This is a genomic window from Chitinophaga caeni, assembly GCF_002557795.1.
GTDB classification, from domain to species: Bacteria; Bacteroidota; Bacteroidia; order Chitinophagales; family Chitinophagaceae; genus Chitinophaga; species Chitinophaga caeni.
In genome coordinates this window covers 839,155-853,691 of the sequence record NZ_CP023777.1, presented here as the reverse complement: position 1 = coordinate 853,691, position 14,537 = coordinate 839,155, and the positions used below count along the sequence as shown (strand labels likewise).

Sequence of the window (14,537 nt, the reverse complement as noted above, 5' to 3'; positions counted from 1 at the left end):
TCGTTTATAAAAGGATGGCCGCCAAGCCATCCTTTTCTTATGGAAATGAACGAAATGCTGCATCCAAGCATTATATTATTATATAAATAAAATGCTACGTATGAAAAGAATCTTGATTTTAACTATTGTTATTACCGCCGCCTTACTTTATTCCTGTAGCTCTACGAGGGTGTTACAACATGAAGGGGTCGATGGATTTTCGATCAATCAGTATAAGACTTACCAATTTTACGAGATCGATTCCACCGCCGCGGATTCCAGCAACATGGAAAATTACAAGAAAGGCATCGCGATGTTGGAAGATGCGATTTCCAAACAATTAGCCACCAGGGGTTTAACACGGACATCTAATAATCCCGATCTCCTCGTTAACATAGGCCTCGTCGTAAATGAAAAAATACAAACCCGGCAAACCGACTTTAGGACAGACGCCCCCCGTTACATGGGGCAACGCCGCTATTCCTGGAAAAGCGAAGAAGTGGAAGTGGGACGTTACAAAGAAGGTACGGTAAACATTCACCTGGTAGATCCCAAAAGCGAGAAACTGCTCTGGCAAGGAACGGTTTCTGATGTTATTACCAAGAAGTCATCCAGCTTGCCAGCACAAGCCGATAAAGCCATGGAAGCACTTTTCAGTAAATTACCATAAAAATCAACGCCTATGGTACCCCCCCCTATCCGGCCTATCTAAGACACTAGTCCATCCCATCTATGACTTTTGTCTGCTACACTCATAATACAAGTTAATCCTAACTGTAATACATGTAAATCCTATCTGCGATACATGTAAATCCTATCTGCGATACATGTAAATCCTATCTGCGATACATGTAAATCCTATCTGCGATACATGTAAATCCTATCTGTTATACATGTAAATCCTATCTGTGAAATCCTCTAATCCGTGATCCTGTTAGCGATAACCGTTACAAGGTGTTGCATGCTTACATCGGGGACTTTCAATTCTTGAAACTCCACTTCCGTTTGTTTTTCGTGGTTTGTATACTGTAGTTTGCGTACTTCTTCTGAAGGTGAAAAATACGTTTTATCGCCGTGAATAGTAATGGAAATATGGCTGATGCTTTTATCGCAATGCAACTGCAACTCATTAAATACAGTGCGAAGAAATTGCTGTAAATAGGTATTCCCTTGTAAATGCTTGAACTCGATTTCGGAAATTACCCCGGTTGTCTCTATAGCCATGTTAGAAGCTTTAGCGGTTAAACAAAAAATGAAGCCATGCCGGTTTTATAAGTTTTTGATTGCAGGACTTATCATAAGGCCGGATAATTGAAGATGATTCAAGGTTTCCAGTAGTTTGGTTTTCAGTTATTATCCAACATACATTACAAGCGATGCGGGGGAATTGTTGGCCCGGGGCCATGAAATCTACCCTATAACTTATCCACAGTTATTAACATCAATTCACATGAAATCCACTGCTTAATTCACATTAGTAATCGATTTATATGTGAAAATGTTTGTATGTTGATTTTCCATTGGATTTATTTCATTCACGCTTATCCCCGGCATGAAGAAAAAGAAATGACAGTTGCCCAACTTGGAAAATGCTTATCTTGGAAAAGGGCAATAGCACTTCCGGGAGGGAGATAATTATTCCCGGATCGGGAAGTAAGAAAATCAATGTAGCTGATCGTTGCCAACGCTTCGGGAACCTAATTTTTCAAAACCCTTTTCAAGTTGTAATTTTACTGCTTGCTCCTAGCATCAATTTAAATAGAACGATTACATGAATGCAAACTACCTCGATGAACTGAATGATCGGCAGCGTGAAGCCGTTTCCCATATCAACGGTCCGCTTATGATTGTTGCAGGTGCTGGATCTGGTAAAACTAAAGTACTCACAACACGTATCGCGCACCTAATGAACAATGGTGTGGATGCTTTTAATATCCTAGCGTTAACCTTTACCAACAAGGCCGCCAGGGAAATGAAAGAACGTATTGAAAGGATCTTGGGTGGACATGAAGCCCGTAACTTATATATCGGTACTTTCCACTCCGTATTTGCCCGTTTACTTAGGACGGATGCACCCAAAATGGGCTATCCGAACGATTTTACCATATACGATGCAGATGATGCCAAGAGTGTCGTTAAAACCATCATCAACGAGTTGAACCTCGATGATAAACATTATAAACCCAACTTGGTATACAACCGTATCTCGGCTGCTAAAAACAGCCTTATGAGCCCGCAAGAATACCAGCATGATTATTATATCCAGCAGGAAGATCAAAGATCCGGCAGACCGATGATCGGCAAGATTTACGATATGTATGCCAAGCGCTGCTTTAAAAATGGCGCGATGGATTTCGATGACCTGCTTTACAAGTTTTACGTGCTGCTCAAGAGTTTCCCGGAAGTGCTGAGCAAATACCAGCACAAGTTCCGGTATATCATGATCGATGAGTATCAGGATACGAACCCCGCGCAGTATGAAATCATCAAGCTGTTGGGCGCCGTACATGAAAATATTGCAGTCGTGGGAGATGATGCCCAAAGTATCTATTCTTTCCGCGGGGCTACCATCCAGAATATTTTACAGTTCGAGAAAGATTATGATGATGTGAAAGTGGTTAAGCTTGAACAAAACTACCGCTGTACCAAATCGATCCTCGACGTGGCCAACCAAGTTATTAAAAACAATAAGGGCCAGATCGAGAAAAGCCTGTGGACGGATAATGACCAGGGCGAAAAAATTCGATTGGTTCGTACTTCGACGGATAATGAAGAAGGTAAATTCGTAGCGGATACTATCGCGGAACAGAAGTTGAGAAACCATTATTCCAACCGGGAATTTGCCATATTATACCGCACCAACGCGCAAAGCCGTGCTTTCGAGGAAAGCTTGCGGAGGATGAATATCCCCTACCGCATTTACGGTGGATTGTCGTTTTACCAAAGAAAAGAAATCAAGGACTTCGTAGCTTATTTAAGGGTGATCATCAACCCGCGAGATGAAGAAGCGTTAAAAAGGATTATCAACTACCCAGCCAGGGGCATCGGTAAAACGACGATCGATAAGCTGACGTTGTTGAGCAATACCCATGACCTTACTTTTTGGGAAGTATTATCCAGCGCCGGTAATTTCGGATTCCGCTCCGGTACGCTCGAAGCGATTGATGGTTTCGTAACTATGATCAAAAGCTTCCAAAGCCAATTGGAGAAAAGCAACGCTTATGATGTAGCCGTGCAAGTAGGTAAATCCACCAACATTGTTAAAGAACTTTTCAACGATAAAACTACGGAAGGCTTGGCCCGTTATGAAAACGTGCAAGAGTTGTTGAACTCGATCAAAGAGTTCACCGAAACGCCTACCGAAGATGGTGAGTTGCTGGAAAAAACCTTGGGCGCTTATTTACAACAGATCACATTGTTGACAGATGCCGATCAAGGGAATGATGAAGATAGCGATGTTGTTAAACTAATGACCATCCACGCAGCCAAAGGATTGGAATTTCCGGTCGTGTTTTCGGTAGGATTAGAAGAAACTTTATTCCCCAATAGCATGGCTATCAACTCAAGGGAAGAGCTAGAAGAAGAAAGGAGATTATTTTACGTGGCTATCACCCGTGCCAAGTCTAAGTTATGGATCACTTATGCGAATAGCCGTTACCGCTTCGGTAACCTCGTTCAAAATGAATCCAGCCGTTTTATCGATGAAATTCCACCGCAACACCTGGATCGCAGCTACGCGGGTGGCGGTGTTCGTAATATGGGAAGCACACCCTCATGGGGAGGTGGTAATGGTTTGTTTGATCGCTCGAACCGTAAACCGGCCCCGGGGCATAAAACAACTACTTCGATCGGTACCAACCCCAATCCCGGCCCCAGGCCAGCTACTACTGTCACTAATCACGTTCCAACGGAAGGGTTTGCCCCTGATGACCCGGTAAACATGGAAGTAGGTATGAAAGTAGAGCACCAAAAATTTGGTTTCGGAACGATTACGAGCATGGATGGCGCGCCGAATAACCGGATTGCTACCGTGAATTTCCCGGCAGCAGGAGGGGATAAAAAGATCATGTTGAACTATGCCAAATTGATGATTATTAAATAATAAAATATCAAAAATGGCCACTTGATTCAACCGGGTGGCCATTTTTATGTCTATTCGAATGCAGGAAGTAATCTTACAGAAGTTGAAACATTATTGCGCCTACCAGGAAAGATGCCATAAAGATGTACGGGATAAATGTTACGAGTTAGGTGTAAGAGGTCATGAGCAAGACGAGTTACTCGCACAGTTGGTTGAAGAGAACTTCTTGAATGAAGAACGTTTTGCCCGCGCCTTTGCCGGTGGAAAATTCAGGCTAAAACGCTGGGGTAAAAACAAGATCAAGGCGGCATTGAAAATGCGCGACATCTCCGGCTATTGCATTAATAAAGCCATGGAAGAAATTGATATGGATGATTACATGAAGACCTTGAACAAGGAAGCCGCGAAGAAATTTGCATCCGTAAAAGAAACTAAGGAATATCAAAAGAAATATAAAACACTGCAATATTTAATGCAGCGCGGTTTTGAACAAGATTTAGCCCGCCAAGCCATTGAAGAAATCGCAAACCAAGCCGGGAAATGACGGTATTATTTCAAAATTTCTAATGGAGAAGGCTGTAATTTTGTTTATATTTTGTTGGTATCAATTAAGCATTTATGAAAGATTTAACCGTTACGTTGATTCAAACGCAGTTGCATTGGGAAAACAAGGCGGCAAATCTTGCCATGCTCGATGCCAAGATCGATGCTATTCCCGTTAGAACTGAAGTGATTATCCTACCGGAGATGTTTAGCACCGGGTTCAGCATGGAGCCCGAGAAATTGGCCGAAACGATGGAAGGAGAAACACTGCAATGGATGAAAAGAAAGAGCAGGGAGAAGCACGTAATCATCGCCGGTAGTGTCATTATAGAAGAAGGCGGTCAATATTATAATAGGCTGATCTGGATGCAGCCCAACGGTGTATTCGGAAAGTATGATAAAAGACATTTATTTGCATATGCCGGTGAACACGAACATTACACTGCCGGGGATCAACGTTTGATAGCACAAGTGAAGGGTTGGAAAGTGTGCCTGGCAGTTTGCTACGATTTAAGATTCCCTGTATGGGCACGCAACCAGGTAATAAACGACCAGGCGGCTTACGATCTTTACATCAACGTTGCCAATTGGCCGGAACGGCGCAATACCGCCTGGCGCACGTTATTGCAAGCCCGGGCGATCGAAAACCAATCTTACGTGATCGGTGTTAACCGTGTAGGGGAGGATGGCAATAAAATATATTATAGTGGCGATTCAAGTATTATCGATGCGCTGGGTGAAATTATTTACCATAAAGCGCATGATGAAGATATTTTTACATACACCTTGAAAAAGGAACCCCTTGAGCAGATCCGTAGTAAGATTCCTTTCTTGAAAGATGCGGATCGTTTTATGATTATATAAGGATTTATATCAAATTTTATTCACCCGAAAATTGAAAAGTATGGCCATAGCGTATTCCAATTTTATATTTTCTGAAGAAGGTAATTGGCAAACAGGGAAAGCCCTATTATGTGAGCAAGGAAAAATTGTAGGTTGGGTGAATGATAAAGATATTCCTACAAAATATGATACGGTTGATTTAAGGGGGGCTTACCTGCACCCGGCATTAATTGATTTGCAAATTTATGCCGGGAACGGGAAGGTTTTCTTGCAAAATCCTAACCCTGAAACTATTGCCGCCGTTTACCAGTATTGCCTTTCCGGAGGCGCGGCGCACTTTATGATTACCTTGCCCACCGTTTCGGAGGAAACGATGTTCAAGGGAATGGATGCCGTAAATGAATATTGGAAGAGCGGTGGGAAAGGTTTGTTGGGTTTGCATCTCGAGGGTCCATATATTGACCCGGCAAAGAAGGGCGCGCACCTCGAACAATATATACAAGTGCCCACTCCGCAAAAAGTAAAGGAGCTGCTGAAGCGTGCCAACGGCGCCGTGAAAATGATGACCATTGCACCGCAACATGCATCCAAGGAAATCATTGAATTGCTGAAAGAACACCAGGTGTTAATTTCTGCCGGGCATAGTAACACCAGTTATGAAATTGCAACGGAAGCATTCGAAAACGGCATCCCTGCCGCCACGCATTTATTTAATGCGATGAGTCCATTCGAAAGCCGCTCGCCGGGGATGGTCGGCGCCATATTCGACCATTCGAAAGTTTGCAGCAGCGTTGTTGCCGATGGAGTGCATGTAAGTTTTGACGCTATCCGTATCAGTAAAAAAATAATGGGTCAGCGATTATTCTTGATTACAGATGCCGTGGATGAAAACCCGGTGGGCGATTATGTTTACCTGCGCGGGAAAGATCGTTTTGTAAGCGCTACAGGCGTACTTTCCGGCTCCTGTTTAACGATGTTGCAAGCCGTGAAAAATTGTGTTACCCATGTCGGTATTTCAGCGCATGAAGCGCTCAAAATGGGCAGTGAGTATCCTGCCAAGCTAGTTCAAAGATTGGATCTTGCCCAACTCAAACCGGGAGCGCAGGCCAATTTCATGATATTCGATGAAAGCTTTCAATTGGTATCGATGATTTTGGATGGTTTGCCCAAGGAATAGCAAGCTCAAGACTAATTTATTACCTTCGCAACACTATGGATCGTATTTTACATTGGTTGAAGAAGGATCAGTACAAGCATACATTTTTCCTTGCTTGGGCAATTATAGGCCTAATTCAAGCCTGTTTTACGCAGCTAATGGATGACGAAGCCTATTATTGGGTGTATTCCCAGCATTTGGCCTGGGGATATTTCGATCATCCACCGATGATAGCCGTGTTGATAAAGGCCGGCTACAGCTTATTTCACAACGAGTTGGGTGTAAGGCTATTCATGGTGCTTTTAAATGTAGGTACGTTAGTATTATTGGACCGTTTAATCCCGGTAAAAAATAACAAGGTGCTTTACCTGGTATTAGGAGGCATGGGAGCCATGCAATTGGGCGGCATGCTCGCGGTTCCTGATTTACCTTTAATATTTTTCGGTACTTTATACTTTGTAGCATATAAAAAGTTCTTGGAAGCGCAGGATTGGAAACAAACGATCTTCTTGGCACTTTCTATGGCTTTGATGTTTTATAGCAAATATCACGGTATACTGCTTGTGTTCTTTACGTTAATCAGCAATTTGAGTCTGTTGAAAGTGCGCAGGTATTACATTGCCGTCGTTATTACTACCATATTATTCTTACCCCACCTTATTTGGCAATACCAACATGATTTTCCTTCCTTGCAGTACCATCTCGTGGAACGGAATGCCGCGCATTACCGCATCAGCTTTACATTGGACTATTTACTCGGTCAAATTTTGTTGTTCGGTCCATTAGTTGGATGGTTGTTGTTGTATTACGGTATCCGTTGCACTTTGCAAAGCGCCTTCGAAAGAGCTTTGAAGTTTTCATTGGTAGGGGTATTGGTGTTTTTTATGATTAGCACTTTCAAAGGTCGTGTAGAAGCTAACTGGACGGTAATGGTATTCACTCCCCTCGTGATTTTAGCGCACCAGGCAATCACCAGGATGAACTTTTCCATCAAACCGTTATTATACACCTTGCCAGTTTCACTGTTATTGGTTTTAATCGTCAGGGTATACATGGTATGGGATTTTGTGCCCGGTCTAAAAGTGCGCCCGGAGATCCATCACAATCATGAATGGACGGAGGCAATTGCCCGAAAAGCCGGTGATAAACCCGTAGTGTTTTACAATTCTTATCAGCTCCCATCTAAATATATGTTTTATACCGGTAAATTGGCTTATAGTTTAAACAATGTATTCAGCAGGAGAAGCCAATATAATTACTGGGAAACAGAACCGGCATTATGGGGAAAAGAAGTGCTCGTTGCAGATAAATCCAAAGTTTGGGTACAAGCCACGGATAGTATGACTTTCCGCATTAATAAACACCTGTATTTTATGACGGTGAAGCCCTATTACAGTTACAATCTCATTCAATTTAATAGCCCGGTCAAGAAGTTTGAAGCAACGGTAGGACAAACGGTTCAACTGAAATTGGGCGTGTCCAGCAATTATAATATTCCTGTTCAATTAAATGAAGAAGCCCCGGCTATTATCGCGTATGGATTTTGGGATAACGAGGGTTGGAATGAATTGCAGGAAACGGATATAACCTTGCCGATGGTTGTGCAAAAAGATAGCGTGATAGTGCCCGTAAAAGTGCCGGATAATCCCGGGCTGTATAAAATGAAGATGTCAATTTTGGTGAAGGGATTACAACCGACGCATAACAGTCAAACGATGGTGTTTGAGGTGCGCCCTTAGAGACTAGGCAAGCCTCGTCCCGTGAATCGCTCAATAAAAAAATATTCATTCAAACATAAAAATCCCCCAAGAATATATATATCAATTCTTGGGGGATTTTTATGTTAAAATACAGGACGTGTCAATTAAAAGAGGTGACTATTGGGGAAATGCTCATGAGACAAGGCTTTCCTTGCCCTACTGTTTGAATGCATTCCAGCCCTGGGCTTGCAACTTATGCTTATTCCCACCCTTGGTAATGATATGCGTTCCTTCCGAAATATCCGTCATATATCCTACCACGCTGATTTCCTCGGAGAGAGTAATCTTATCGTAATCCGATTGAGACATCGTGAAAATTAATTCATAATCTTCCCCGCCACTCAACGCGCAGGCAGTGGGGTCTATCCCAAATTTTAAGGCCGCCTGCTTGGTCCTGTCGTCTATCGGGATTTTATCTTCATAAATCACGCAACCGAGGTTACTCTGTTTACAAATATGGATCGCTTCCGAGCTTAAACCATCGCTAATATCCATCATCGCGGTGGGCGTAATATTTTTTTCTTTTAGGAAAGTGATAATATCTTGCCTGGCTTCCGGCTTCAATTGCCTCCCGATGATGTAAGTTTCGCCTTCCAGGTCCGGTTGGATTTGTGGATTTTCTAAGAATATTTTCTTTTCTCTTTCCAATAAAGTCAAGCCTAGGAACGCAGCGCCAAGATCGCCTGAAACACAGAGTAAATCTCCCTTTTGAGCGGTAGAGCGCTTAATAAATTCCATCGGCGTCACTTCCCCGATCGCGGTTACGCTAATTACGAAGCCTTTTTGGGAAGAGCTGGTATCACCACCGATCAAATCAACATTATATTTATCGCAAGCCGCGTAAACACCTTCGTAAAATTCGTTCAATGCTTCTACCGATAGGCGGTTAGAGAATGCAAGGCTTATAGTGATTTGCGTGGGTGTAGCGCCCATGGCATAAATGTCTGAAAGGTTCACCACCACTGACTTGTACCCCAGGTGTTTCAATGGTGTGTACATGAAATCGAAGTGAATACCTTCTATTAGCATATCGGTGCTGATAACCGTTTGTTTGCCAAAGTGGTCAATAACAGCGGCATCATCTCCTACCCCCAGGATAGTACTGGCATGATGAATTTCAATATTACGCGTCAGGTAATCAATCAGCCCAAATTCACCCAGGCTATCTATTTCTGTTCTTTCCTCCATGATCTTTTAATTGAGGGTTAATATATATAAGATTAGCCGTTGTTGATCACTTGCAACATGTCGCCATGCAATAAGCCGTTCGTAGCTAATATCGGTTTTTGGTAAATGGAATACGGGTACCCATCGAAATCAGTAACAACGCCACCGGCTTCTTGCACGATTAAAGCGCCTGCTGCCGAGTCCCAAGGTTGTAAATGATGTTCCCAGAAAGCATCAAACCTACCGCAAGCCACCCAGCAAAGGTCTAATGCGGCAGATCCGAGCCGTCGAACCGGGTTCCCGTTTTCTACGAAGCGTTTAAAAACTTTGACAGGATCATTTCTCATTTCGCGCCAATTGTATGGAAATCCTGTTACCAGGCAAGCGCTGGCAAGATCTTCTTTCGTCGAAACATGAATTTCCTTGTCATTCAACGTGGCTCCCTGTTCTAATTCGGCCATGAAAAATTCGTTCATGAAAGGATTGTAGACGGCTCCCATGATTACCTCTTCATCTCTTTCAACAGCGATGGAGACGCAGCAGATAGGAATACCGTGCGCGAAATTCACCGTACCATCGAGCGGGTCTATCACCCATTTCATATTAGAATCCATCCTTAACTCCCCAACTTCTTCACTGAGTATGAAATGGTCGGGGAATGTTTCCCTGATCACATCGATGATGGCAGATTCCGCTTCTTTATCGGCCTGCGTTACGAGATTATTGATAGTGTCCTTGCTGGATACTTCAAATGTTCCATTAAAATACTGTTGTAAAACTTTGGCACCAGCTTGTGTAGCTTTAAGTAGGGTCTGTTTTAACATGGTCACAAAGTTAAATTGATTTTAGAATTTTAGCGCCCCTAAAATGGCAATTTTATATGTTCAAAACCCTGTTTTTCTATAAAATACTGTTAAAAATAAAATATAGAATAATAATATATTTATAGGTAAATGACCTAGCTATTACGGGGATAAGCTTTCATAATGCCGGTATTCATATTATAACCAACGAAGTATATCTATGTTTAATAAAATCACTTTATTTATAACCCTTATTCCCGGGAAAGCGGCATTATCACTTTATCATCAACGGTAGCCGCTTAAATGGATCGGAAGTAACAGGTCTAACTCGCCGGATGGCCCCGGTAGTAGCATTGCGCTGAATTACGGCATGGTGAAATACTCCTAAACTACTTGGTTTATCCCGGTAGCATAATCCAGGCGATTGACTTGCATGAAACAATATAATCATGAATTTCTAAAAAAATAGAAGAACTACTTGATAATTAAATAATGAATATTGAAATAATTATCTATTATCAAAACCGGCTGCGGCGCGACCTTTACAAACCATGGATATAGTGCCCTGGCAGTATTGATAATGTAGTTTGAAATGTAAAATTTATTTAGTTGATTTGTAATAAGTTATATTTAAATATGGCATTCAGTAGCGGTAGCGTGGTTTTAGGTATATAGTTTGGAAGTAAAAGATGTTGAGGGGATAACCGTTCTTGGAACTATTCAGAATTTATAGCGGTTAAATACCTATTTTTGCAAATTAAATAAGGAATGAATTAATGGCCATTTTTGGTAATCTAGTATCCAGATCCCTTAGAATACGGAAGAAATTTACGTTAAAAACAGGGACGCCACGTCAATACCAGGTACAAGTGTTGCACCGTTTGCTTGAAAAGGCTAAGCATACTCAATTCGGGGAACATTACGATTTTCAAGGTATCTTGTCAAACCCCCAATGGGTAAGCCAATACCGGAAATCGATACCGGTGCATAACTACAATAAAATGCACGATGAATGGTGGCATAAATGCTTAGAAGGTGAAGGCAATGTAAGTTGGCCGGAGAAAGTGAAATATTTCGCCCTAAGCTCGGGTACCTCAGAAAGCGCCAGCAAACATATTCCCGTTACCAAGGATATGCTCCGCTCAGTGAAAAAAGTGGGTGTGAAGCAACTTTATTCCATGGTGAACTTTAACATTCCCCCCAAGTCTTTCGAAAAAGGTATCCTCATGTTGGGCGGTACCACTTCACTATACGAAAAAGGTGATTATTACGAAGGTGATATGAGCGGTATCCAGGCGAAGAATATTCCCAGGTGGTTTCGCCGTTTCTATAAACCCGGTGGTAATATTTCCAATAAACCGAATTGGGAACAAAGGATTAAGTTGATCGTCCGCAAAGCTCCTTCTTGGGATGTGGGTACCGTTTGCGGCGTTCCCGCCTGGGTGCAGATCGTTTTCGAAGAGGTGATCAAGTACCACAAGGTGAATAATATCCACGAGATTTGGCCGAACCTGGCTATCTACATTCACGGTGGCGTATCCTTCGAACCTTACCGCGAAAGTTTTCAAAAATTACTGGGTAAACCTATTACCTTCATCGAAACATACATGGCTTCCGAAGGTTCTTTCGGTTTCCAAGCCCGCCCCGGTACCAAGGGGATAAAACTCGTACTAAATGCTGGCGTGTTTTACGAATTTGTACCTTTCAATGAAGAAAACTTTACGGCTGATGGTGAAGTAAAACCGAACCCTAAGTCTTACATGATTCACGAGGTCGTGGAAGATGTTGAATATGCCGTGATGCTATCTACCTGTGCAGGAGCATGGCGTTACCTGATCGGGGATGTAGTTAAGTTTACTTCTGTTAAAGAGCATGAGATCATCATTGTTGGCCGTACCAAGCAATTCCTAAGCCTTTGCGGCGAGCATATGAGTATCGATAATATGAATAAGGCGATCGATACCGTTCAAAAGAAAATGGGTATCACGATCAAGGAATTTACCGTGGCAGGATTTAGCTACGAGAACTTGTTCGCCCACCGTTGGTATATCGGTACCGATGCGGTAGATTCCGATGTAGAACAGATCCGTCAAATTATCGATGAAACTTTAAGCGAGATCAACGATGATTATGCTGTTGAGCGAACTTCCGCGCTGAAAGAAGTATTCGTTGAAATTATACCGAACCAGGTGTTTATCGAATATTTACGTTTCAAAGGAAAAGAAGGAGCTATGAATAAATTCCCACGCGTGTTGAAAGGTGCCAAATTGAAAGATTGGGAAGAATATTTAGCACATAAAGCTATTAATACGAATGTTTAAAACCTGTATAGATCTTTTTTTAATTCTATTTAGGTTAAAAAATGATAGCAGGGGAACGATAAGTAGATATATTAATTGATCATCCAGTATGAATCAATTAAATTTATCTTTTATTAGCTTACGGATTTTAGATACATGTGGACAGCCATTATCGCAGGTTTAGGTTTGGGGATATTTTTATCGGTTTCAGTGGGGCCGGTAATCTTTGCCATTATAAAATATAGTATCAACAACGGTTTTAAAGCGGGGATCGCTTTCGCGTTAGGCGTTTCCTTTAGTGATACTACTTTTATTTTAATGGGAAATCTAGCAACTTCCTTTGTTACTAACCTCGAGAAATATAACAAGTTAATTGGCATCGTAGGTGGGATCCTACTGATCTGTATGGGAGTATACGGCCTTTTCTTTAAAAAGGTTAAGATCGCTTCCGGCGATGAAAGACCTGAAATGTTCCGCACCCGGGATTATGCCAAGATCTGGTTAGCCGGTTTCCTCATGAATACATTGAATCCCGCCGTGATCGTGTTTTGGTTGGGCGTATGTATTGCTAATAGTCCCCTTCAAGTTAGCTACCGCGTTATTTTATACACTACCTGCCTGGTTTTTGTATTATCGATGGATATCCTGAAAGTATTTATTGCCGATAAGATTCGCCATAAACTCACTTTGACCAATGTTGAATGGTTAAACCGCATCGCGGGTATTTGTATGATCCTGTTCGGGGTAATACTGCTATATACCGTGTTCTTCGATCCTCAAAATCTAGGTGTTCATTAACCTAAATAAAAATGGAGGTAGCTAAAAGGCCACCCCCATTGAAAATGGTTATGTTGATATCATTCTTTTACCTGATCACCCAAGTTTCTTTCCCTGCTAATAATTTGTCGAGATCCCCGCTACCTTTTTTATTCATCGCATCTTCTAATTGCGCTGTCATCAAGTCGTCGTACGTAGGTCGGAAGGCTTGGTAGAACACGCCGAATGGCCTTGGCATATGCCCTTCGATCCTCGGATCATCGAACATGCGGGTTAAAATTTGAGCCTTGTAAAAATCTTGCTCATCGTGCACCCAAAGATCGCTCGTAGAAAAACCTTCGTTTAAATCAACCACGACAGGTTTAAATCCGTCCAGGCGGATACCTTTATCTTTCTGCGCACCGAATACCAAGGGTTGCCCCTGTTCCAAGAACAATGTTTCGTTTGCCTTGGACGATTTCTCTGTGAAAGCTTCGAAAGCGCCATCGTTGAAGATATTACAGTTTTGATAGATCTCCAGGAAGGAAGCGCCCTTGTGGGCATGGCTTCTTTTCAACATCTCCTGCAAATGCTTGGGATCCCTGTCCATACTTCTCGCGATGAAAGAAGCATCTGCGCCTATGGCCAAAGCCATCGGGTTAAAAGGATGATCGATGCTACCGAATGGCGTTGATTTAGTAACCTTGTTGGTTTCCGAAGTCGGGGAATATTGCCCTTTCGTTAAACCGTAAATCTGGTTGTTAAACAACATGATATTGACATCGAAATTCCTTCTCAACAGGTGGATCGTATGGTTTCCCCCGATTGACAAGCCGTCGCCGTCACCGGTAACGATCCAAACACTCAACTCGGGCCTCGCGGCTTTCAATCCGGATGCGATCGCGGTGGCACGGCCATGTATACTATGCATCCCGAAGGTGTTCATGTAATATGGAAAACGCGAAGAACAACCGATCCCGGAGATGATAACGATATCTTCCTTGGGAATACCCAAGCCCGGCATGATGGTTTGTACTTGCTTTAAGATAGAATAGTCGCCACAGCCCGGGCACCAGCGAACTTCCTGGTCGGTAGCAAAATCTTTTGCCGTTAATGGCTGTGGAGTTATAGTGGCTGTTGACATTATTA

Annotated in this window: 12 protein-coding genes; 8 read left to right on the top strand and 4 right to left on the bottom strand. The window is 42.5% G+C overall.

Translation table 11 applies throughout. The features are described from left to right. Positions 1-100: 100 nt before the first annotated feature. Positions 101-649, top strand: coding sequence for a DUF4136 domain-containing protein (locus tag COR50_RS03505; protein WP_157760604.1), 549 nt, complete (start codon positions 101-103; stop codon positions 647-649). Positions 650-897: 248 nt separating this feature from the next. Here the strand turns inward: COR50_RS03505 and COR50_RS03500 are convergent, their stop codons facing one another. Then, positions 898-1,203, bottom strand: a complete 306-nt coding sequence (locus COR50_RS03500; RefSeq protein ID WP_098192701.1) for a hypothetical protein — start codon at positions 1,201-1,203, stop codon at positions 898-900. 547 nt (positions 1,204-1,750) lie between these two features. On the opposite strand from COR50_RS03500, the gene COR50_RS03490 reads away from it, so the two are divergent. From COR50_RS03490 to COR50_RS03470, 5 genes are all read left to right on the top strand, one after another. Beyond that, a complete protein-coding gene (locus COR50_RS03490) occupies positions 1,751-4,081 on the top strand; it encodes an ATP-dependent helicase (protein ID WP_098192699.1) in 2,331 nt (776 codons plus the stop codon). Between the two features lie 46 nt (positions 4,082-4,127). After that, positions 4,128-4,604, top strand: coding sequence for a regulatory protein RecX (locus COR50_RS03485; RefSeq protein ID WP_098192698.1), 477 nt, complete (start codon positions 4,128-4,130; stop codon positions 4,602-4,604). A 74-nt stretch (positions 4,605-4,678) separates the two neighbouring features. Then, on the top strand, positions 4,679-5,467 hold the full coding sequence (locus tag COR50_RS03480) for an amidohydrolase (protein WP_098192697.1): 789 nt from the start codon (positions 4,679-4,681) through the stop codon (positions 5,465-5,467). A 40-nt stretch (positions 5,468-5,507) separates the two neighbouring features. Continuing rightward, entirely contained in the window at positions 5,508-6,623 is a 1,116-nt protein-coding gene (nagA, locus tag COR50_RS03475) for an N-acetylglucosamine-6-phosphate deacetylase (protein ID WP_098192696.1), read from the top strand. Positions 6,624-6,658: 35 nt separating this feature from the next. Continuing rightward, complete coding sequence (locus COR50_RS03470; protein WP_098192695.1) at positions 6,659-8,341, top strand: ArnT family glycosyltransferase; 1,683 nt, start codon at positions 6,659-6,661, stop codon at positions 8,339-8,341. Between the two features lie 177 nt (positions 8,342-8,518). Here the strand turns inward: COR50_RS03470 and thiL are convergent, their stop codons facing one another. Further along, on the bottom strand, positions 8,519-9,550 hold the full coding sequence (gene thiL, locus COR50_RS03465) for a thiamine-phosphate kinase (RefSeq protein WP_098192694.1): 1,032 nt from the start codon (positions 9,548-9,550) through the stop codon (positions 8,519-8,521). A 32-nt stretch (positions 9,551-9,582) separates the two neighbouring features. Continuing rightward, positions 9,583-10,353, bottom strand: a complete 771-nt coding sequence (locus tag COR50_RS03460) for an inositol monophosphatase family protein (RefSeq protein WP_098192693.1) — start codon at positions 10,351-10,353, stop codon at positions 9,583-9,585. Positions 10,354-11,108: 755 nt separating this feature from the next. Between COR50_RS03460 and COR50_RS03455 the strand changes: the two genes are divergently transcribed. Continuing rightward, a complete protein-coding gene (locus tag COR50_RS03455) occupies positions 11,109-12,653 on the top strand; it encodes a GH3 family domain-containing protein (RefSeq protein WP_098192692.1) in 1,545 nt (514 codons plus the stop codon). 135 nt (positions 12,654-12,788) lie between these two features. After that, positions 12,789-13,430, top strand: a complete 642-nt coding sequence (locus tag COR50_RS03450; RefSeq protein ID WP_098192691.1) for a LysE family translocator — start codon at positions 12,789-12,791, stop codon at positions 13,428-13,430. A gap of 67 nt (positions 13,431-13,497) precedes the next feature. On the opposite strand, the gene COR50_RS03445 is transcribed toward COR50_RS03450, so the two are convergent. Beyond that, positions 13,498-14,532 carry a 2-oxoacid:ferredoxin oxidoreductase subunit beta gene (locus tag COR50_RS03445; protein ID WP_098192690.1) on the bottom strand — a complete coding sequence of 345 codons (1,035 nt, stop codon included), beginning with the start codon at positions 14,530-14,532 and terminating at the stop codon, positions 13,498-13,500. Positions 14,533-14,537: the final 5 nt, after the last annotated feature.